Origin of the sequence: Candidatus Regiella insecticola LSR1 (assembly GCF_000143625.1) — a bacterium.
Lineage (GTDB): Bacteria > Pseudomonadota > Gammaproteobacteria > Enterobacterales > Enterobacteriaceae > Regiella > Regiella insecticola.
The window spans coordinates 228,733-248,979 of record NZ_GL379589.1; the positions used below are offsets into that span (position 1 = coordinate 228,733).

The following is a 20,247-nucleotide window of genomic DNA, read 5'->3' on the forward strand; positions in this document are numbered from 1 at the left end:
TTTTGTATTTGTTCGCAAGTTTGGCGCCATTGATTCAATGTTATTTACCCAAAGAACAAATTAAACGCCTCGAACAGGCGTATTGTGTTGCGCGTGATGCTCATCAGGGGCAAGCTCGCTCTAGTGGGGAGCCTTATATTACTCATCCTGTTGCTGTGGCTTGTATTTTAGCGGAGATGCGTCTTGATTACGAAACGCTGATGGCGGCATTTTTACATGATGTCATTGAAGATACTTCAGTAACATATCATGATATGGAACAATTATTCGGTAAAAGCGTAGCTGAATTAGTTGAAGGTGTTTCAAAACTCGATAAGCTGACTTTTCGTGATAGAAGAGAGGCTCAGGCAGAAAATTTTCGTAAAATGATTATGGCGATGGTGCAGGATATCCGTGTCATTTTAATTAAATTGGCTGATCGTACACACAATATGCGTACTTTACATTCTTTGCGCCCGGATAAACGGCGACGAATTGCCCGTGAAACGCTCGAAATTTATAGTCCGTTAGCGCATAGGTTGGGAATACATCATTTAAAAATAGAGTTGGAAGAATTAGGTTTTGAAGCGCTTTATCCGAATCGTTATCGCGTTATTAAAGAAGTGGTGAAAGCGGCTCGTGGTAACCGTAAAGAAATGATTCAGAAAATTCTTTCAGAAATTAAAGGGCGCTTGACCGAAGTCAATATTCCTTGCCGAGTCATAGGGCGTGAAAAACATCTCTATTCGATTTACTGTAAGATGAATCTAAAAGAGCAGCGCTTTCACTCTATCATGGATATTTATGCTTTTCGTATCACAGTAAAAGAGATTGATACTTGCTATCGGGTTTTGGGGCAGATGCATAGCTTGTATAAACCTCGGCCTGGTAGGATAAAAGATTATATTGCGATACCAAAAGCTAATGGCTATCAATCGTTGCATTCTTCTTTAATTGGCCCTCACGGTGTTCCTGTTGAAGTTCAAATCCGTACTGAAGATATGGATCAAATGGCAGAAATGGGGGTTGCTGCCCATTGGGCATATAAGGCCAGAACCCAAAATGGATTAGGTACTACCGCTCAAATTCGTGCTCAACGTTGGATGCAAAGTCTACTCGAATTACAGCAAAGTGCTGGTAGCTCATTTGAATTTATTGAAAGCGTTAAATCTGACTTGTTTCCTGATGAAATTTATGTCTTCACTCCTGAAGGCAAGATCGTAGAATTACCTGCCAACGCTACTCCAGTGGATTTTGCCTACGCAGTACATACGGATATTGGTAATGCTTGCGTAGGTTCAAGGGTTGATCGTCAACCTTATCCATTATCTCAATCGCTTAATAGTGGTCAAACAGTCGAAATTATTACTGCTCCTGGTGCGCGCCCTAATGCAGCTTGGCTCAATTTTGTCGTTAGTTCAAAAGCGCGCGCCAAAATTCGCCAATTACTAAAAAATCTTAAACGTGATGAATCTATTTGCCTTGGTCGTCGCTTACTCCATCATGCGTTAGGTTGTGGGCGTAAATTGGTTGATATTCCAGCTAAAAATATACAGAAAGAATTGGATAGGATGAAATTGGCATCAATAGATGATCTACTGGCAGAAATTGGTTTGGGTAATGCTATAAGCGTGGTAATAGCTAAAAATTTGGAAGGTGGTGCTGTTAATATTGGCACGTCAGGTAACCGTAAATTGCCGATCAAAGATGCTAATGGTGTGCTTGTTACCTTTGCGAAATGTTGCCGCCCTATTCCAGGTGATCCCATTATTGCACATATTAGTCCTGGTAAAGGTTTAGTGATCCATCATGAATCATGTCGTAATATTCGTGGTTATCAGAAAGAACCCGAAAAGTTTATGGCGGTAGAGTGGGATAAATACAGTGAGCAGGAATTTATTACTGAGATTAAGGTTGAAATGTTTAATCAACAAGGCGTGTGGGCTAATTTGACCAGCGTGATTAATGCTGCTCAATCTAATATTCAGGGTTTGAATACTGAAGAAAAAGATGGACGAATTTACAGTGCATTTATTCGTTTGACCATTCGTAACCGTGTTCATTTGGCTAATATTATGCGCAAAATTCGTATTATGCCTGATGTTGTTAAAGTGAGTCGGAATCGTAATTAGTTGTTATTGATTGATATTATTGACTTGGCGATGCTATAGCCTTTGTCTGTGAAGTTGCCGCTAGGCGTCCAGGGCGTGAGACCCGATGAGCGTGGACATACCATGAGGGCGAGGGCTTGCAGCCAATTCAAAGGCGAAGGGTATATAGCCAAATCATTTTAATTTGATTTAAGTGTTGTCGTCGCTTACCGTACTATTTGTACTGTCGGTGCTCCTCTGCCTTGAATCAAATTACACTGATTCGGTCATATATTTGAATTTTCGTAAAATATTGCCCTGTCGACCGCGGAGGCTCAACTATGAAAGGCCGTTTGCTCGATACTGTACCACTGAGTTCACTTACCGGCGTTGGCGCAAGTCAGGCCGCGAAGCTAACCAAAATAGGGCTGGAAACCGTCCAAGATCTGCTACTGCATTTACCACTTCGCTACGAAGATCGCACCCATCTGTATCACATTACTGACTTGCTTCCTGGTTTAACGGCAACCATTGCGGGTAAAATATTATCTTCTGAAATCAGTTCAGGACGGCGAGCCATGCTGACATCTCGACTTGATGATGGTAGTGGTGTCGTTATTCTACGCTTTTTCAACTTTAACACTTCGATGAAGAATAGTTTATCCGCTGGCAAGCATATCGTTGCTTATGGTGAAGTGAAGCAAGGCAGAAATGGATTAGAGATTATTCATCCAGAATATCGTACTTATGATGAAGACAAGGGGATCAGGTTACAATATTCATTGACTCCGATTTACACTAGCACTGAGGGTTTGCGCCAGAGCACATTACGTAATCTTATTAATCAGGCGCTTAATTTGCTGGATACCTTTACTGTCGCTGAATTGTTACCTGTTGAAGTGTGTGATTCCTTCGTCAGTTTGTCTACGGCAATACATACACTTCATCGACCTTCTGCTGATATCTCATTAATTGATTTAGAAAAGGGACAACATCCAGCACAGCGCCGTTTGATTTTAGAAGAACTAGTAGCCCATAATCTCAGTATGTTAGCTGCTCGAGCGGGAACGAAAGATTATCAGGCGCAACCTTTGCCTCCTTCCACAGTCTCTCATGATACTTTAAAAGCACGTTTTTTGGCGGCACTTGCCTTTCATCCTACCCATGCACAGCAAAGGGTAGTTGACGAAATTGAGCAAGATTTGCTGCGTACTTTCCCTATGATGCGATTGATTCAAGGCGATGTTGGATCGGGAAAAACATTGGTCGCGGCGTTAGCGGCATTACGTGCTATTGCTCAGGGTAAACAAGTTGCTTTAATGGCGCCGACTGAATTGCTGGCAGAGCAACATTTAGAAACTTTTCGGCAATGGTTTGAACCTCTTAGCATCTCTGTCGGTTGGTTAGCGGGTAAGCAGAAAGGCAAAATACGCTTAATTCAACAGGAAGCAGTAGCAAAAGGGCAGGTTTCAATGGTGGTGGGAACCCACGCTATTTTTCAGCAACAGGTACGATTTTCTAAATTGGCTCTGGTGATTATTGATGAACAACACCGATTTGGTGTTCATCAACGCTTGGCATTATGGGAAAAAGGTAAGCAGCAAGGTTTTCATCCCCATCAACTCATTATGACGGCTACGCCTATTCCACGAACATTGGCCATGACTGCCTACGCTGATTTAGATATTTCAATCATTGATGAACTCCCGCCGGGGAGAACACCGATTAGCACCGTTGCTATTCCAGATACCCGCCGTGATGATGTTATTCAGCGCATCAAACATGCCTGTCTTGAAGAAGGTCGTCAGGTATATTGGGTGTGTACTTTAATTGAAGAATCAGAACTACTAGAAGCTCAAGCTGCAGCAGTAACCTATGCGGAGCTACAGGCTACGCTGGTGGATGTGAAATTAGGTTTGATACATGGCCGAATGACAGCACAAGAAAAGCAGGCTGTTATGCAGGTGTTTAAACAAGGTGAATTGCAATTATTAATAGCAACTACGGTGATTGAAGTTGGGGTAGACGTTCCGAATGCGAGCTTGATGATTATTGATAATCCAGAGCGTCTTGGTTTGGCGCAATTGCATCAGTTACGGGGAAGGGTAGGGCGAGGAAGCACAGCATCACACTGTGTATTGTTGTATAAGACACCGTTAACTAAAACGGTACAGATGCGTTTACAAGTACTGCGTGAAAGTAATGATGGTTTTGTTATCGCTCAGCGAGATTTGGAAATACGTGGGCCTGGTGAATTACTGGGTACCCGGCAAACGGGTGGCACAGAATTTAAAATTGCTGATTTACTAAGAGATCAAAATATCTTACCTGAAGTACAACGTATTGCTCGCCATTTGCATCAGAAATACCCTGAGCAAGCCGCCGCGTTAATTGAGCGTTGGTTGCCAGAGAAAAGGCGATACACTAACGCTTGAATAAATTGTTATAGCCGAATCAGTTTAATTTGATTCAAGGTGGAGGGGTGCGAACAGTACAAATAGTACGGCGGCAAGCGACGACAACCTAGAATCAAATTAAACTGATTTGGCTATACTGTCTATGGAAACAGTGGCAACAATAAATAAAGCTTAATAACAAGTGCATTGGCGATATCAATAAAGAAAGCGCCAACCATGGGAACCACCAAAAAAGCGAGATGAGAAGGGCCGAAACGATCAGTAATGGCCTGCATGTTGGCAATAGCTGTCGGTGTGGCGCCTAAACCAAAGCCGCAGTGTCCAGCGGCTAATACTGCGGCATCATAATTTTTTCCCATTACCCGATAGGTGACAAAAATGGCATAAAGCGCCATGGCTAAAGTTTGTACTATCAAAATAGTTAACATGGGTAAAGCAAGTGAGACCAATTCCCATAATTTTAAGCTCATTAATGCCATTGCTAGAAACAACGATAAGCTAACATTTCCTAATACGGATACCGCGCGATCAAACACCTTATAAAATCCGAGCACCGCGAGGCTATTACTTAAAATAACACCGACAAATAATACACAAACAAAAGTTGGCAACTCAAACGCTGACTGTTTTAATAGGTCTGCAATAAAATTACCGGCTGTTAAGCAAATAGCGATCATGGCGATGGTTTCTAACATCACTAAGGGGGTGATGAGACGGCCGGTGTAGGGTTTTTCAAATGCGGATGGTAATTGACTATCATCAGGGCTACCTTCAGGAGTTGACGAATTTTTAACTAAATAACGAGCGACGGGACCTCCTACCAATCCACCTAATATGAGACCAAAAGTAGCACATGCCATAGCAACTTCGGGCGCATTTTCAAATCCATAACGTTCGATAAATAATTTACTCCATGCCGCTCCTGTTCCATGCCCTCCAGATAACGTGATGGATCCTGCTAATAATCCCATTAATGGATCTAATCCCATCATTTTAGCCAGTGCGATCCCAATGGCATTTTGCATGAACAATAGGCCAATAACGATAAAAATAAAGTAAATTAATGAGCTACCGCCATGACGTAAACTGGCAAGGTTGGCATTTAAACCAATGGTGGCAAAAAACGTTAGCATAAGAGGATCTTTCAATGACATATCAAAACGGATTTCCCAACCCCAGACTTGCTGTATCATTAACAGTAATAATGCTATTAATAAGCCCCCGGCTACGGGTTCTGGAATAGTGTATCTTTGTAGTAAAGGAACCGATTTAACGAGCTTTCGCCCTAATAAGAGGACGAGTGTAGCGGAGACTAACGTCCCATAGATATCGAGATGAAACATCCTGGTACTCCATACAAAGCTATTTTATAAGAATCTAACCTTTAAAAAATAATGGGTCTGTGATCCTACTCATGACAATTTCGTAGTAGTTTTAGGGATATAGGCACGAATTTTTAAACCTCCCCGTTCACTCTTGTTGATAGCTAATGATCCATCATGAGAGTTAATAATTCGCTGTATAATAGACAATCCTAGTCCGCTACCGCTTGTTAGTGCGGGCGCTATTTCCTCGAACGAAAGGTTGAAGTAAATTAGGTAAGTCATTCGCTTCAATACCAGGGCCATCATCTTCAACTTGAAACCAAACGTGCGGTGGTTCATCGCCACTGCTTACCTTTATCCAACCATTACCATAGTGTGCGGCGTTGGTGATCATATTTGCTAGAGCGCGTTTGATAGACAGCGGATCGACATTTACTCTCAGTTTATCATTTGATAGCTTGGTTTCTATCACTTGTTCATAGCCACTTTCAGCTGCAATCACTTCAGCTAGAATAAAATTAAGATCGGTAGCTTCTGTTAATATTTCTTGTCCGGTGCGAAGGTAATCAATAAATTGATCGAGTCAGCAAGAGAAGCATCTTGCTGACTCATCATTTCTGTGGCCAATCGGATACGTGTTAAAGGCGTACACAAATCATGGCTAACACCTGCTATCAGTAATGTTCTATCCCCTGATAACAGTTTAACGTTCGCTACCATTTGATTAAAAGTACGGGTAACAGAGCGCACCTCTGATGCACCATATTCGCGTAATGGGGGGGGATGATTCCTTTTCCTACTTGAAACGCAGCATGCTCCAATTCTACCAGTGGGCGGTTTTGTAGATGGATAAATAACCAGGCTCCACCAACGGCCAGTAATATAATGACCAATGTATAGCGGAAAAGAGGTGAAAAATTACTCTGATGTATCTCAGTTAAGGGTACTCTTATCCAAATATCGGGCGCTAACCAGGTTTTAAGCCAAACCACAGGAGAATTTTTATCAAGTTCAATCCTTACTTCTGTGGGGCCTCTCAATTGTTGAGTCATTTGGTCGCTAAGAAATTGATAGTATTGCGCCCAGCGCAAGCCATTTTCCTCTGCAGCAATATTGGTATAAAGAGAGATGCCTAATTCACGATAGGCTTCACGCCGAAAATCCGCTGGAACTTCAATGAGCGTACCATCTTCCAGTTGCAGCCGATCGGTCATGAGCATCCGAATTTCATAGGCTAATACTTTATTAAATTGTTGCAAGCTAGGTAAAATAGCAAAATTCAAGATTACCCAGTAGGTTGTAGCCATGCTAACAAGTAGCAGGATCACAATCAGTAATAAAGTACGTGCAAATGAACTGCGTGGAGAAAAGCACCATCGCTTCATACACTGTTGCCGTCCGGCACAAATACGTAGCCTAATCCCCAAACTGTTTGAAGATAACGTGGGCGTGCAGGCTCAACTTCTATCATACGGCGTAGACGTGAGATTTGTACATCGATCGAACGTTCCATTGCACTGTATTCACGCCCTCGTGCTAAGTTCATTAATTTATCACGAGACAGGGGATCTCGGGGATGACTAACAAGTGCTTTCAATACGGCAAACTCACCACTCGTTAGTGACATGAGATCGTCGTCACGAAACATCTCACGGGTTCCAAGATTAAGCTTGAACTGGCCAAAGCTGATAATGGCTTCTTCTTGTGATGGTGCGCCTGGTAGCTCATTCATTTGGCGGCGCAATACCGCTCGGATGCGAGCTAATAATTCACGAGGGTTAAAAGGTTTTGACATATAGTCATCAGCACCAATTTCTAAACCAACGACACGGTCTACGTCTTCACTCTTAGCGGTAACTATAATAATGGGTATCGGATTATTTTGATTATGTAAACGCCTACAAATAGATAAACCATCTTCTCCTGGTAGCATTAAATCCAGGACAAGCAAATGAAATGATTCTCGTGCTAGCAAGCGATCCATTTGTTCAGCATTGGCGACACTGCGAACTTGAAAACCTTGCTCAGTCAGATAACGATCCAAAAGTGCTCGTAGACGCACGTCGTCATCGACAACTAATATTTTATGATTCTCTTGCATTTTGTATTATTCTCAAAACTTATCACTGGTGTTGTATTGTTAGAAAAACCCATCTAACAGACAACTGTTTATACTATATCTCTCAAACTATCTCTCAAACTAAATTGTTACAAAAATTGTTTTAATACTGATTAAATCTGAGGATCGAAACATAATACCAACTTTTTAATGCAAAAACGTCAAGTGTTTTGAAAAGTAGATTAAAGATTTTGAAAAAACAAATGATTCAGATAAAGTATCTTTTGTTTATGGGAATTTGAAAATCTAAGCTCAGATAACTTGCTTAAATAATTAAAATTTACATCGTCCTTAGCACTTACTCTAAATTTTCTTTAGCACGTACATAAAGACTTCGAATAGTTTTTTAGTCATTTTTTCTTATCACTGATAAAAATTAATAGTTGACCCTATGAATAACCCTTTTATCCCTATTATTGCAAACGAAATAAAGGCCAGATCAGAGCAAGTTATCTCCGCGATTCATTTGCTTGATGAAGGTAATACTGTGCCTTTTATTGCTCGATATCGTAAAGAAGTAACGGGTAGTTTGGATGATAGCCAATTGCGTCAGTTAGAACATCGTCTTGGTTATTTACGTGAATTGGAAGAGCGCCGTCAAATCATTTTAAAGTCGATTGAAGAACAAGGTAAGCTTAACACACAACTGGCCTCGAATATTAACCTGGCGATAAGTAAAACTGAATTAGAAGACTTGTATCTGCCCTATAAACCGAAACGTCATACTCGTGGGAAGCTTGCACTTGAAGCGGGTTTAGAACCCTTGGCTGACAGTTTGTGGAGCGATCCTCAACAACATCCAGAGCAACTTGCTAGTGATTATGTGGATACTGATAAGGGTGTGCTCGATAGTAAAGCAGCTTTGGATGGTGCGCGCTATATTCTGATGGAGCGTTTTGCCCAAGATGCTGGCTTGCTGGCAAAGGTACGTCAGTATTTGTGGAAAAACGCACATCTGGTGGCTAAAGTCATTGAAGGTAAAGAGCAAGAAGGCGCTAAATTTCGTGATTATTTCGATCACCATGAGCCGATTGCTAGTGTGCCATCCCATCGTGTTCTGGCGATGTTAGGGGGCGTAATGAGGGGTGGTTACAATTGGGATTGAATGCTGATCTTCAATCTAGCAGCAAATTAGTTGAGCAAACGGTTAAAATGAGTCGGGGAGAACAAATTATTGTCGACCATCTGAATTTACGTTTGCATAACGCGCCTGCTGATAGTTGGCGTACAGCAGTCGTCAATTGGACTTGGCGGCTTAAAATATTTCCCCATCTAGAAACTGAGTTAATGAATACGGTACGAGAGCGGGCGGAAGAGGAAGCCATCCAGGTATTTGCTCGTAATGTGCAAGATTTATTGATGGCAGCGCCGGCTGGAATGCGCGTTACTATGGGGCTTGATCCTGGTTTACGTACTGGAGTTAAAGTGGCGGTGGTCGATGCTACCGGCAAATTGGTTGCGACTGATACTATCTGTCCACACACAGGCCAAGCCGCTAAAGCGGCTGCCAGCGTAGCGGCTTTATGTATTAAATACCAAGTTGAATTGGTCGCCATTGGCAACGGCACCGCTTCACGCGAGACAGCACGGTTTTATGACCAATTGCAAAAAGATTACCCAGAGGTCACTGCGCCAAAAGTGATTGTCAGTGAAGCGGGTGCTTCGGTGTATTCGGCGTCAGAGCTAGCGAGCCTTGAATTTCCACATCTTGATGTTGCTATCCGTGGTGCCGTATCTATTGCTCGTCGTTTGCAAGATCCCCTGGCCGAATTAGTCAAAATTGACCCAAAATCTATTGGTGTTGGCCAATATCAGCATGATGTTAGCCAAAGTCAACTTGCTAAAAAACTTGATACTGTGGTAGAGGACTGCGTAAATGCTGTTGGAGTTGATTTAAATACTGCCTCAGTTCCATTGCTGGCGCGTGTAGCCGGTCCTGACGAAAATGATGGCACAGAATATTGTCAATTGGCGCGATGAGCATGGTCGTTTCCAGAATCGGCAGCAGTTACTGACGGTTAATCGCCTAGGAGCAAAATCCTTTGAGCAGTGTGCTGATTTTCTTCGTATTAATCATGGCGATAATCCTCTAGACGCTTCAACCGTGCATCCAGAAACCTATCCAGTCGTGCAACATATTTTGGCAGTGACCGAAAAATCGCTACAAGACATCATGGGAAATACCTGTGCTCTGCGTAATTTACATGCTGAAAATTTTATCACTGCCCGATTCGGGGTTCCCACTATCAGCGATATTTTGAAAGAGTTAGAAAAACCAGGCCGTGATCCGCGACCTGAATTCAAAACGGTGACTTTTATTGAAGGTGTTGAAACGATTAACGACTTGCTAGTGGGTATGACATTAGAAGGTACTGTGACCAATGTCACTAATTTTGGTGCCTTTGTTGATGTTGGTGTACATCAGGATGGTTTAGTGCACATTTCGTCACTGGCAGATAAATTTGTTGATGATCCCCATAAAATAGTTAAAACCGGTGATGTGGTTAGGGTTAAGGTTGTCACTATCGATTTACAACGCAAGCGTATTGCTTTGACCATGCGGTTAAGTGATTAGCAACATTCGCCGTAAACCCTCGCCTAATGCGGGCGCGGGGATATAAGGCGAAAAGCCCGGAATTAACGCCGCGCTGAATATCAGACAGCAAGGTATATTTGAATTACGGGCGGCGGGTGGTCTCGTCGTTTTTGCCCATGGAGGCCAGCGTAAGACTTGTCATGCACAAGCGGCGGCCTGTGAAGTGGGAAGCCTCGCACAATAGGGCGGGGAGCAGTCACCAAGTCAGCACTCAAACTTGCGGTGAAAAGCCTCTTTCTGGCGATTATTTTACTATTCTTAAAGTAGGGCGATTGCCCCGTGGTGGTGGTCGCGGGTTATCATCATCTGGTGGGCTTTTATCATCCTGTTGCCCTTCATCTTTATTAGCAACCAGTGTCAAGTTGCTAGATGTCGTTACTGGATCTTCATTATCAGAAATTGTTTTGCTTTCTACATCATAGGCGGCTTCTTTTTCAAAGACCATGCCTTCTCCATTTTCTTTGGCATAGATAGCAAGTACCGCCTTCATCGGCACGATGACATGATACGGAATATAGTTAAAGCTGGCATTAAAACTTACCTCGTGATTGCCGAGTTGTAAATTTTCTACTGCGTAGGGGCTTAGATTCAAAACAATACGTCCATCACAACCTTGTTCTGAAGGAAGCGTTACATTGGGATCTGTGCTATCAACTAGCAGATAAGGTGTTAATTGGCTATTAATCAACTCATCATAAAATGCACGTAATAAATAAGGTCGACGTGGAGAGATTTCTGGCGTTTCCATAGTATTTAACCTACGACAGTATGAATTTTATTTTCTGTAGGATACATGTCACGCTCCGCTTCACTCAATGAGGCTAGAAAGCCGTCACGCTGGAAAACACGACCCATATAGCCTCTTATTTGTTTAGCATCTTCACCGTTTAGTACAATCTTCAGTTCCGCTAAACGCCATAACAAAGGAGCCAATTGACAATCAACTAAGCTAAAATCGTCACCCATAAAATATCCGTTTGGTTTAATTAAAGAAGTACCCTCTAATAATTGTGCTCGTAAATTTTTGCGTGTGGTATCAGCTTCTTGCTCATTGCCTTCTTTAATTTTCTTTAATAAAGAATACCAGTTATTTTCTATGTGATGCATCATCAAGCGGCTTTGAGCACGAGCTACCGGATAGACAGGCATTAACGGTGGATGTGGAAAACGTTCATCCAAATACTCAGTAATGACATGCGGTAAATAGAGTGTTAGATCTCGATCAATTAAGGTCGGTACTGAGCAAGGGGTACCGAGTTCCTTCAGTTCTTGTGGCGGATTTTCTGGATTAATAGACTCAATTTCGACAGAAACCCCTTTCTCTGCCAGTACGATACGTACTTGGTGGCTAAGCATATCGGTAGAACAAGAAAATAACGTCATCACCGAACGTTTGCTGGCAGCGATAGCCATGAAAACCTCCAAATTAATTTAAAAAAGATAAAAATATTTAATTACTTAAGCCGCGATCTTAAAAATTTCTTACCGTTACACAGTGTTGCGAAAAGATTGTTGATTATCATTTTGTGATCACCATGCTGTTATATAAAATTTAACAGAAAAAAATCAATTGATTAAATAATTTAATAAACCTTTTGCGGAAGGTGCAACGAATAGACAGAAACGAGAAGGCAGTTTATCAGATTTTACTAGCCTTGTCGGGCGGTAAGAGTAGTTACATAGTGTGTTTTGTAAGTGCCTGTTCGGAATCTCTTATGTTTGCTAATACTTCATCAATTGAGTGTTGTTCAAGAAAATTTGGAACAGGCGCTAAAAATTTGATTAAAAACAAGAAAAAACCTGATATATACCCTTCGTCTTTGAAGCCGCCGCGTTGTTGGCTGCGGGTGCTCATCGAATCACCTAGTATGTCTACGCTCATCGGTCGGTCGCCCTGGCCGCGCCTAGCGGCAACTTCAAAGACGAAGGGTATACAACCAGGTTTTGCCATTTATCTAAGAGCCTATTCGGGATCTTTTGTATTCACTAAGAGCCTGTTCGAAATCTCTTGTGCTCGCTAAGACTGTGTCATAAACAGTTAAGAAATATTTAATGATGTCGTTTAGACTGTGTTTTCTTGTCTCATTTTTTATCGCTAAAAAAGATTTCGAATAGGCTCTTATACGGTAAAAATTAACGCTTGGAGAATTGCGGCCGACGACGTGCTTTACGTAAACCTACTTTCTTGCGTTCAACTTTGCGTGAATCACGTGTTACAAAGCCTGCTTTACGTAAGTTAGGACGTAGTGACTCGTCATATTGCATAAGTGCACGGGTCATACCGTGACGGATAGCACCGGCCTGACCCGAGATACCACCCCCTTTGACTGTAATGTATAAGTCAAATCTCTCGGTCATATCTAGTAGTTTTAACGGTTGCAGCACGACCATACGAGCCGTTTCGCGCCCGAAGTATTCTTCCAGACTGCGTTGATTAATTAATATTTTACCGCAGCCAGGCTTGATAAAGACGCGTGCGGCAGAGCTTTTGCGGCGCCCGGTGCCGTAGTATTGATTTTCAGCCATTGCCATAATAATCCCGATTAAATGTCAAGAACTTGCGGTTGCTGTGCCACATGGTTATGCTCATTGCCGGCGTAAACTTTAAGTTTACGGTACATTGCACGCCCCAAGGGACCCTTCGGCAGCATACCTTTAACCGCGTTTTCAATCACACGCTCAGGGTGGCGCGCAATCATTTCTTCAAAGGTGGTTTGTTTCAGTCCACCGATGTAGCCAGTGTAACGGTAATAAATTTTGTCTGTCCGCTTCTTACCTGTTACGGCAATTTTTTCTGCATTCAATACGATAATATAATCACCGGTATCAATATGCGGAGTATACTCCGCCTTATGCTTGCCGCGGAGGCGGTGAGCCAGTTCAGTTGCGAGACGCCCTAACGTTTTACCGCTTGCATCAACAACGTACCAGTCACGTTTTATAGATTCTGGTGTGGCTGTAAAAGTTTTCATTAAGCGCTTACCCAATTCAAAAGTTACATGTTAGTGAAGGCTCAAATTTACAAAAAATTTAAGATTCACAGGATCACTCAATCTAGCAAATCTATCCCTTCGAATAGCCCTGCCAGCATTTAATATACCCTTCGCCTTTGAAGCCGCCGCGTTGTTGGCTGCGGGTGTTCGCCGAATCACGTAGTATGTCTACGCTCATCGGTCTCACCCCCTGGCCGCCTAGCGGCAACTTCAAGGGCTGTGGGTATATATTATTTTTGGGAAAAATTTGCTGTAACCTGGGATGCGGTGATTATAGAGAAGTCTACCTTAAAGATCGAACTGTTTTTTAATATACCCTTCGCCTTTGAAGCCGCCGTGTTGTTGGCTGCGGGTGTTCGCCGAATCACTTAGTCTATCTACGCTCATCGGTCTCACGCCCTGGCCGCCTAGCTGCAACTTCAAAGGCGAAGGGTATATTGAGAACATAAATTAAACAGAGGCAAAAAATGGATAAATTTTGCTGGCATAGCGATTATTTAAGGTAAATGAAGTAATTGTAAATAGGTTTTACTTTGCATTTCTTGCAAACGTGATAAACAGCGTTGATATTCAAATTTAAGCTGTTCTCCTTGGTAAAGCTCGGCCATGGGTACTTGCGCGCTGATAATCAATTTGACTTTACGTTCATAAAATTCATCAATCAGTGCTAAAAAACGCCGTGCGGTGCTTTCATCGGCACCGGATGAATAATCAATGCCCATTGAGCGAACATTGTGTAACAGTACGGTATTATATTGTTTAGCAAGTACGATGTAATCTAAATGACTGCGGGCTTGTTCACATAAGACGTGAAAATCAACGGCCAGTATTTCTTTGGCTACTCGAATCGTGACTAGAGCTCGGCAATTGATTTTTAACACCGGTGCGATTTCCCCTTCTGTGCCTGCTAATTTGACAAACATCTGGGTTATGGTGTTTTCTGTTTGCTGATTGAGCGGTGTCAGATATAAGCCTGTTTGCGTTAGTGTACTCAGTCGATAATCAATACCCGCATCGATTTTTATTACATCACAATACTGTTTTATTAAGCTGATCGCAGGGAGAAAACGTGCTCTTTGCAAGCCATTATGATAGAGGTCATCGGGGGGGATATTGGATGTGGCAACCAAGGTGATCCCTCGTGTAAAGAGCGCTTCCAATGTGGTTGCGAGCAGCATAGCGTCAGTAATATCTGAAACAAAGAATTCATCAAAGCAAAGCACATCAGTTTGTATTTTAAATCTATCGGCGACGATCTCTAATGGATTTTCATTTCCTTGAAGTTCGGCAAGCTCTTGATGCACTCTTAACATAAAATGGTGAAAATGGAGCCGTAGCTTACGTTCACTCGGTAAGGCCTGAAAAAATAAGTCCAGCAGCCAGGTTTTTCCACGCCCGACACCGCCCCACATATATAGTCCTTTGACCGGGTTGGTCGGTAGCATCGGTTTTTTTTTACCCAAAAATTGGCGCCAATACTGACATAGAGTAATACTCTCTTGTGGTAAACTTCGAGGTTGACTCATTTCTTGATAAACCTCCTCCAGACGAGAGACAGCAGTGCGTTGTGCATCATCCGCTTGAAAGCCGTTTTCGTTCAAAGCACGTTGATAAAGTGATGTGAAGGTGTTCGGTTGTATTTTTCTCAAAGATCAGGATTCCTCTTAAGTAAGATTAGGAGTTATAGTAGTCGTTGTTTAATTAGACTCTTTGCAAAACTGTCGCGAGTGGGAGGCAGTCAAGGTGCACGTACATAATAAGTACATGAGGATTACGAGCACCGCGTAACACTGAATGTAACCCACGTAGTAGGTTATGCAAGAAGTCCATTGATGTTATACCGTTTTAACATAAGGAGTCACTATGGCTTGGGAATATGGGTTGATTGGATTAATTGTTGGTATGCTAATTGGTGCGCTAGCCATGCGTTTTGGTAACCGTGACTTACGTCAGCAACAAAAATTAAAAAATGAATTGGATAGAAAAAGCATAGATTTTGAAGAATATCGTCAAGAATTGGTTGGCCATTTTGTGCGTAATGCTGAATTGCTTGATAACATGGCGCGTGATTATCGTCAGCTGTATCAGCATATTGCGAAAAATTCGAATAATTTGTTACCAGATTTACCCTTGCAAGACAATTCATTGCATTCTCATAATCGTAATAATGAATCTGATGGCGATAAGCCTCAGGTAAAAGTGGCGCCCCTCGACTATTTTTAACAACATTTATTTATAAACACACGTATTTATAATCCCCCCGACTTTCTATTGTAAACGCCTGTTCTAAATCTTCTTGAGCTGCGCTTAATTGATGAAAAACGGGTGAAAAAGCGCAGTTGATTTTTTTATAGAAACGAACACAAGAGATTTCGAACAGGCTCTAAGGAAAAGTATTGATGAAAGTAGCAAAGCATAGGGTAGTTAGCTTGGTTTACCAAGTTCGTACAGAAGAAAATCGCTTGTTGGAGGAATACGATCTGGACTCGCCACTGCAGTATTTACATGGGCATGATACATTTATTCCTGCACTGGAAAAGGCATTAGAGAGCCGTGAGGTAGGGGAGCGTTTTGAGCTGCATCTTGACGCCGATGATGCTTATGGCTGTTGTCGTGATGAAAATCTGATTCAACGTGTCGAAAAAGCGCTCTTTGTCGATGATGATCCGACATTAGAAGTGGGCATGTGTTTTTTAGTGGACACCGATCAAGGCCAGATGCCAGTAACAATAACAGCAGTAGAAGATCAACATGTGGTGATCGATGGCAATCACCTATTATCGGGGCAAAATTTACACTTTAACATTGAGGTTGTCGCCATTCGCCAAGCAACCGAGCAGGAGTTACAGCACAGTGATGTTCATTGTGATCACCACCACCACCATCAACAGACTGATAATTGCTGCGTGCACTGAGTTAACATGAAACAAAAGAAAATTAATCACAAAATGTGTCTATTTTTTTCAATAGACCTCTTCGGAAACTATCATTTATCTAATTTCCATATTATAAATTGCAGCAATCAGATTAAATCTTAATCCAAAACGTTTTCGCCTGTTTCGATAACGGTCTGATACAATTTTAAATCTTTTAATCATACCAATGACATGTTCGTTTAATACACGCTGGCTTGATAACGCACGATTGTTGCGTTTATCTTCTTTTGTTAAGGGATTTTTCTTTGTCTTTTTCTTAGGCAACGCCGAGTTTGAATGAATCTTGCCAAGCCCTTGGTAACCTGTATCGGTAACTGTTTTGATGTCAGGATGTATTCGCACACCAGACTCCTTAAACAACCTAAAATCATGGCGCCTCCCATTCGTAAAGCTTGTACAGATGACTGCTTTACTTTTTTTATCAACGAGCACTTGTGTTTTTAAGGTGTGTCGTTTCTTTTTTCCTGAGTAAAACGGCTTTTGTTTTTTTGGGGACGTTCAATCGGCGTTTCTGTGGCATCAATAAGAACCAGCTCATACTCCCTATCCCTTTTTAATACAGCTTTGCGTCCAGGTAGGGCAAAATCAGGATGCTTTATTAGCGTATTCTCTATCCATTTAATCGTTTCATAGCATGTGCTCTCACTCACGCCATAGCTTTGGCTGACATGAAAATAAGTGCGATATTCTCGTATATACTCCAGTGCCATTAATAAGCGCTCTTCTAAACCCCGCTTGGGTTTCCGACCTCCTTTCCCTTGCTTACTCTTATCTGCTTCATTCAATATCTTTATCATCTTTTCAAATGTACTGCGTTTAACACCCGTTAAGCGACGAAATTTTTCCTCTTCCAGTACTTTTATTACTTCATATTTCATGGCGGCTCCTTGTTCAGGAGTGTTTTACCAAAATTCCTCATGAATGCTAGTTTCCGAAGAGGTCTAATCTAGGGAACTTCTTGCCCGCCGGCATATCTTAATATATGCAAGACGCGCATTTGTTATCATCCTTAGGTTATACAGATGTTTTTTTGGCCACATAATAGTGGCCTTTTTTTTATTTTAACGGCCTCCTCCATGCAGCGAAAGATACTGAGCAAATGAAAGTGTATCAGTACGCTCTAGTTCATATTGTCTTTGCCATGAGGCTTCCCTTTCATCAGATAGCTGTTTTTCACTCATCACTCGAAAAGATTCATTTTTTAATGTATGCCGATGACGCTCTGCTAACGATAAAGCGAATTCATTTATTCCTTTTTGTTGTATTTCTTGCAGCACACGAGCAGAAAAAGTCAATGTTGGATCATCGAAATAGCTAACCAATTCATCACAAACTTGTTGGTATTCTTGTCGTTGCTTGTGATCGAATAGGCTTGCTATTCGGCGCAGATCATTAAATAGCGCTTTACCGATTTCACTCAGTGGTGCTTCTTTAGTATCACTGTCCCATCCGACAAAAAGGGTTTGTCCTGGTTTACGTCCTGCTAGGATCACGCGCTGCCAATTTTTACCTGTATACACCAACTGATTATTGTTCATTGTCGGGGCATCGGCTAATGCGCACCAAATTAAAAATAAATCTAGAAAACGAACCTGTGTTGCGTCAATTCCTATGGGCGAAAAAGGATTAATATCTAGCGAACGTACTTCAATGTATTCAACCCCGCCACGCAATAAAGCATCAGAGGGGGCTTCACCGGCTTTGCTCACCCTTTTAGGTCGGATGGGCGCATATAACTCATTTTCTGTTTGCAATAGATTAGTATTGAGCTGTAAATAATCCTCTCCTTTTTTTAAACCGAGGGCGGAAAATTCTTTTGAAGGCAGGCAGACAGCCCATTTTATACTGTCAACATAGCTGGTTAGATCGTTAAAAGAAATGGCTAAATTATGTTGTGATTTATTGCTATAGCCTAAATCGCTTAAACGTAAAGAGGTGGCATAGGGTAAATAACAGCTGCCATTTTTACGTTCAAAAACCAATGAAGTTTTTTTATCGTTGAGGAATGAAGAGCAGATTGCTGGAGATGCGCCAAATAAATAGGGGATCAGCCAACCAAAACGATGGTAATTACGGATCAAACGAAAATATCCGGCGGAAATCTCTGCATTGCTGTTTTTTTCATCGATATAATCGGTTCGGTGTTGCCAAAATGCGGTGGGTAACGAAAAGTTATAGTGAACGCCAGAAATGATTTGCATTAATGCGCCGTAACGGTTTTTTAATCCTGCACGGTATATGTTTTTAAAGCGCCCAAGATTGGAAGCGCCATATTTAGCCGGTTCAATGTTGTGTTGTGTTTGAAGATCACTGGGCATGCTAAGAGGCCATAGTGTTTCCTCTCCCAGTTGCCGTGTGCTGTAACGGTGAAGATCACGTAAAAAATCGAGGAGATGATCGATACTTGTATTCACCGGAGTGATAAACTCCAACATCGCTTCGGCAAAGTCGGTGGTGATCCATTGATGTGTCAGTGCTGCCCCGAGTGATTTTGGATGATCGGTCATGGCTAAACCGCCATCAGCGGTGATCCTTAATGTTTCCCGCTCAATACCGCGGCGGATCCCTTGTAATACGTTTGGATTGGCTTCCAACCAGGAAAGCATTTGTGATACATCCGGGATCAAATTGACCTCCCGCTCTGAAAAACAATAATGCGTCAGCATACCGAAACTGTGCGACTGTGACTACTAAACTAGCAGGGGAGGGGAACTTATGTTGATATCAACGGCATGTTCTTTATAGAAAACAAGGTAAAATTACATAAATTATGATGATTTTCTGAAATAGCTTAACGTGATTTTAGTATTTAATACTCAACGACGTTATTAGATGATGGTTCTATGCTTTCGATTTGTAGAAATGCTTTAAATTAGAGTTGATTAATGCCACAGCTGAATTTTGTAGTAACAATGAATCGATGACCAATAATGTATAAAAATTTATAAGGAATAGCTGAATATGCCAGGTTCGTCGAGTATTGCACTAAATTCATCCTTTATTGCGGAGGTTAGTCCTCCGGTTACAGATAGTAAGTCAGGAAATTCTTTTTCTTTCTGCGATCAGTTGGTTGGAACTTCAAATGTATCGGTGTGTTGTGAATTCGTTTCTACTCTGTACGAAGAATGTAAAGAAACAAGTAGACGTCTGGCTGAATATTATCTAACCACAAAGATGGTTCAGAGTCTATTAGCAGGTGAACTCGGTTACCACTCTGTGATGGCTGTGATTCCAGATAGTATTGCTCAACTGGGAGCCCGATTCCATATAGCATGCTTGATTAAAGGAGCATTATTTACGTTCGCCACGGATGCATTTGGTCATGGGATAGATAAGGTGAAGAATGCTACTCTTTTTTCTAGCCTAGAAGAATATTTAAGTAAACCTTCATTGTACGAAGAATTTAGAGAAACAAGTAGACGTCTGGCTGAACATTATCTAACCACAAAGATGGTTCAGAGTCTGTTAGCAGGTGAACTCGGTTACCACGCTGTGATGGCTGTGATTCCAAATTGGCTTGCTCAACTGGGAGCCCGATTCCATATAGCATGCTTGATTAAAGGGGCATTCTTTACGTTCGCCACGGATGCATTTAATCATGGGATAGATAAGGTGAAGAATACTGCTCTCTTTTCTAACCTAGAAGAATATTTAAGTAAACCTTTATCAGAAAAAAAAGACGAATTATAAACCTACACCCTGCATCATTGCTCCTTGCTCTCATCCATCAAAAAATCTACAACAAAAACACAGCATCCTGTAATATGCCGCCTAGTTTTTATTTGGCGTTGG

At 41.8% G+C, this 20,247-nt stretch carries 17 protein-coding genes and 2 pseudogenes; 6 read left to right on the plus strand and 13 right to left on the minus strand.

Features of this window, described 5'->3' with window-relative positions; translation table 11 throughout:
• Window positions 1-2 precede the first annotated feature (2 nt).
• Window positions 3-2,111, plus strand: coding sequence for a bifunctional GTP diphosphokinase/guanosine-3',5'-bis pyrophosphate 3'-pyrophosphohydrolase (spoT, locus tag REG_RS01525; RefSeq protein WP_039907077.1), 2,109 nt, complete (start codon window positions 3-5; stop codon window positions 2,109-2,111).
• 299 nt (window positions 2,112-2,410) lie between these two features.
• A complete protein-coding gene (gene recG / locus REG_RS01530; protein WP_006704193.1) occupies window positions 2,411-4,504 on the plus strand; it encodes an ATP-dependent DNA helicase RecG in 2,094 nt (697 codons plus the stop codon).
• A 122-nt stretch (window positions 4,505-4,626) separates the two neighbouring features.
• Here the strand turns inward: recG and gltS are convergent, their stop codons facing one another.
• From gltS to ompR, 3 genes and pseudogenes are all read right to left on the minus strand, one after another.
• Window positions 4,627-5,829 (minus strand): sodium/glutamate symporter, encoded by a 1,203-nt coding sequence (gene gltS, locus REG_RS01535; RefSeq protein WP_006704194.1) that lies wholly within the window; start codon window positions 5,827-5,829, stop codon window positions 4,627-4,629.
• 69 nt (window positions 5,830-5,898) lie between these two features.
• A pseudogene (envZ, locus tag REG_RS01540) lies at window positions 5,899-7,196 on the minus strand (two-component system sensor histidine kinase EnvZ).
• Window positions 7,193-7,912, minus strand: coding sequence for an osmolarity response regulator transcription factor OmpR (ompR, locus tag REG_RS01545; RefSeq protein WP_006704195.1), 720 nt, complete (start codon window positions 7,910-7,912; stop codon window positions 7,193-7,195). Before ompR ends, envZ begins: the two are co-directional and overlap by 4 nt.
• A gap of 409 nt (window positions 7,913-8,321) precedes the next feature.
• Between ompR and REG_RS01550 the strand changes: the two are divergent.
• Window positions 8,322-10,502 (plus strand): annotated as a pseudogene (locus REG_RS01550) (Tex family protein); the annotation flags it as partial.
• Window positions 10,503-10,770: 268 nt separating this feature from the next.
• Here REG_RS01550 and REG_RS01555 read toward each other — a convergent pair.
• From REG_RS01555 to zapE, 8 genes are all read right to left on the minus strand, one after another.
• Entirely contained in the window at window positions 10,771-11,274 is a 504-nt protein-coding gene (locus REG_RS01555) for a ClpXP protease specificity-enhancing factor (RefSeq protein ID WP_006704196.1), read from the minus strand.
• 5 nt (window positions 11,275-11,279) lie between these two features.
• Window positions 11,280-11,939, minus strand: coding sequence for a glutathione binding-like protein (locus tag REG_RS01560; protein ID WP_039906893.1), 660 nt, complete (start codon window positions 11,937-11,939; stop codon window positions 11,280-11,282).
• A gap of 262 nt (window positions 11,940-12,201) precedes the next feature.
• On the minus strand, window positions 12,202-12,477 hold the full coding sequence (locus REG_RS01565; protein WP_006704198.1) for a hypothetical protein: 276 nt from the start codon (window positions 12,475-12,477) through the stop codon (window positions 12,202-12,204).
• Window positions 12,478-12,659: 182 nt separating this feature from the next.
• Window positions 12,660-13,052 (minus strand): 30S ribosomal protein S9, encoded by a 393-nt coding sequence (gene rpsI / locus REG_RS01570; RefSeq protein WP_039907078.1) that lies wholly within the window; start codon window positions 13,050-13,052, stop codon window positions 12,660-12,662.
• A 17-nt stretch (window positions 13,053-13,069) separates the two neighbouring features.
• Window positions 13,070-13,498, minus strand: coding sequence for a 50S ribosomal protein L13 (rplM, locus tag REG_RS01575; RefSeq protein ID WP_006707349.1), 429 nt, complete (start codon window positions 13,496-13,498; stop codon window positions 13,070-13,072).
• Window positions 13,499-13,589: 91 nt separating this feature from the next.
• Entirely contained in the window at window positions 13,590-13,733 is a 144-nt protein-coding gene (locus tag REG_RS12975) for a hypothetical protein (protein ID WP_176603364.1), read from the minus strand.
• 74 nt (window positions 13,734-13,807) lie between these two features.
• The gene (locus REG_RS13965) at window positions 13,808-13,942 is read right to left on the minus strand and encodes a hypothetical protein (RefSeq protein WP_260200104.1); all 135 of its coding nucleotides are present in this window, start codon (window positions 13,940-13,942) and stop codon (window positions 13,808-13,810) included.
• Window positions 13,943-14,016: 74 nt separating this feature from the next.
• A complete protein-coding gene (gene zapE / locus REG_RS01580; protein WP_039907080.1) occupies window positions 14,017-15,159 on the minus strand; it encodes a cell division protein ZapE in 1,143 nt (380 codons plus the stop codon).
• A 223-nt stretch (window positions 15,160-15,382) separates the two neighbouring features.
• Between zapE and zapG the strand changes: the two genes are divergently transcribed.
• Both zapG and slyD read left to right on the plus strand, forming a co-directional pair.
• Window positions 15,383-15,742 carry a Z-ring associated protein ZapG gene (gene zapG / locus REG_RS01585; protein ID WP_006704204.1) on the plus strand — a complete coding sequence of 120 codons (360 nt, stop codon included), beginning with the start codon at window positions 15,383-15,385 and terminating at the stop codon, window positions 15,740-15,742.
• A 176-nt stretch (window positions 15,743-15,918) separates the two neighbouring features.
• On the plus strand, window positions 15,919-16,434 hold the full coding sequence (slyD, locus tag REG_RS01590) for a peptidylprolyl isomerase (protein ID WP_039906895.1): 516 nt from the start codon (window positions 15,919-15,921) through the stop codon (window positions 16,432-16,434).
• Window positions 16,435-16,509: 75 nt separating this feature from the next.
• Here the strand turns inward: slyD and REG_RS11740 are convergent.
• Together REG_RS11740 and gshA are read right to left on the minus strand one after the other, a co-directional pair.
• Window positions 16,510-17,333, minus strand: a protein-coding gene (locus REG_RS11740; protein ID WP_260200023.1) for an IS5-like element ISRein1 family transposase whose coding sequence is annotated in 2 segments (ribosomal slippage) — window positions 16,510-16,946 and window positions 16,946-17,333 — 825 coding nt in all. Because the reading frame shifts where the segments join, the coding sequence is not laid out codon by codon here.
• 183 nt (window positions 17,334-17,516) lie between these two features.
• Window positions 17,517-19,121 (minus strand): glutamate--cysteine ligase, encoded by a 1,605-nt coding sequence (gene gshA / locus REG_RS01605; protein WP_006704206.1) that lies wholly within the window; start codon window positions 19,119-19,121, stop codon window positions 17,517-17,519.
• Between the two features lie 295 nt (window positions 19,122-19,416).
• Here gshA and REG_RS01610 point away from each other — a divergent pair, with 295 nt between their 5' ends.
• Window positions 19,417-20,145, plus strand: coding sequence for a hypothetical protein (locus tag REG_RS01610; RefSeq protein WP_006704207.1), 729 nt, complete (start codon window positions 19,417-19,419; stop codon window positions 20,143-20,145).
• The last annotated feature ends 102 nt before the right edge of the window (window positions 20,146-20,247 follow it).

Bases quoted from the DNA above. Each gene is read 5' to 3' on its own strand.
- recG (WP_006704193.1), top strand. From the start codon at position 2,411: ATGAAAGGCCGTTTGCTCGATACTGTACCACTGAGTTCACTTACCGGC.
- gltS (WP_006704194.1), bottom strand. From the start codon at position 5,829: ATGTTTCATCTCGATATCTATGGGACGTTAGTCTCCGCTACACTCGTC.
- ompR (WP_006704195.1), bottom strand. From the start codon at position 7,912: ATGCAAGAGAATCATAAAATATTAGTTGTCGATGACGACGTGCGTCTA.
- REG_RS01555 (WP_006704196.1), bottom strand. From the start codon at position 11,274: ATGGAAACGCCAGAAATCTCTCCACGTCGACCTTATTTATTACGTGCA.
- REG_RS01560 (WP_039906893.1), bottom strand. From the start codon at position 11,939: ATGGCTATCGCTGCCAGCAAACGTTCGGTGATGACGTTATTTTCTTGT.
- REG_RS01565 (WP_006704198.1), bottom strand. From the start codon at position 12,477: ATGGCAAAACCTGGTTGTATACCCTTCGTCTTTGAAGTTGCCGCTAGG.
- rpsI (WP_039907078.1), bottom strand. From the start codon at position 13,052: ATGGCTGAAAATCAATACTACGGCACCGGGCGCCGCAAAAGCTCTGCC.
- rplM (WP_006707349.1), bottom strand. From the start codon at position 13,498: ATGAAAACTTTTACAGCCACACCAGAATCTATAAAACGTGACTGGTAC.
- zapG (WP_006704204.1), top strand. From the start codon at position 15,383: ATGGCTTGGGAATATGGGTTGATTGGATTAATTGTTGGTATGCTAATT.
- slyD (WP_039906895.1), top strand. From the start codon at position 15,919: ATGAAAGTAGCAAAGCATAGGGTAGTTAGCTTGGTTTACCAAGTTCGT.
- gshA (WP_006704206.1), bottom strand. From the start codon at position 19,121: ATGCTGACGCATTATTGTTTTTCAGAGCGGGAGGTCAATTTGATCCCG.
- REG_RS01610 (WP_006704207.1), top strand. From the start codon at position 19,417: ATGCCAGGTTCGTCGAGTATTGCACTAAATTCATCCTTTATTGCGGAG.